The sequence below is a fragment of the Sedimentibacter sp. B4 genome (assembly GCF_000309315.1).
Taxonomy (GTDB): domain Bacteria; phylum Bacillota; class Clostridia; order Tissierellales; family Sedimentibacteraceae; genus Sedimentibacter; species Sedimentibacter saalensis.
Genome location: NZ_CANG01000408.1, coordinates 1 through 267, shown reverse-complemented (window position 1 = coordinate 267; position 267 = coordinate 1). Strand labels below are relative to the sequence as shown.

General features: G+C 68.9%; 1 protein-coding gene. It reads left to right on the top strand.

Features of this window, described 5'->3' with window-relative positions; all coding sequences use genetic code 11:
* Positions 1-267: ATP-binding cassette domain-containing protein (locus tag BN358_RS23545; RefSeq protein ID WP_157593428.1), on the top strand; the 267-nt coding region annotated here is incomplete at both ends.

Sequence of the window (267 nt, the reverse complement as noted above, 5' to 3'; positions counted from 1 at the left end):
TGATGCCGGCCGACTACCGCGACCGGGTCGAGCAGCTCGCCGATGTCGTCGGCATGCGCGACTCGCTGTTCACGAAGGTGGGCAAGCTGTCGGGTGGGATGGCCCGCAAGTTCGAGGTCGTCCGCTCCCTGGTGCACACCCCGCACGTCCTGTTCCTCGACGAGCCGACCCAGGGCCTGGACGCGGTCGCGCGCCACGACCTGTGGGACTACCTCGACCGCGTCCGCCGCGACTGGGGTACGACCGTGTTCCTGACCACCCACTACA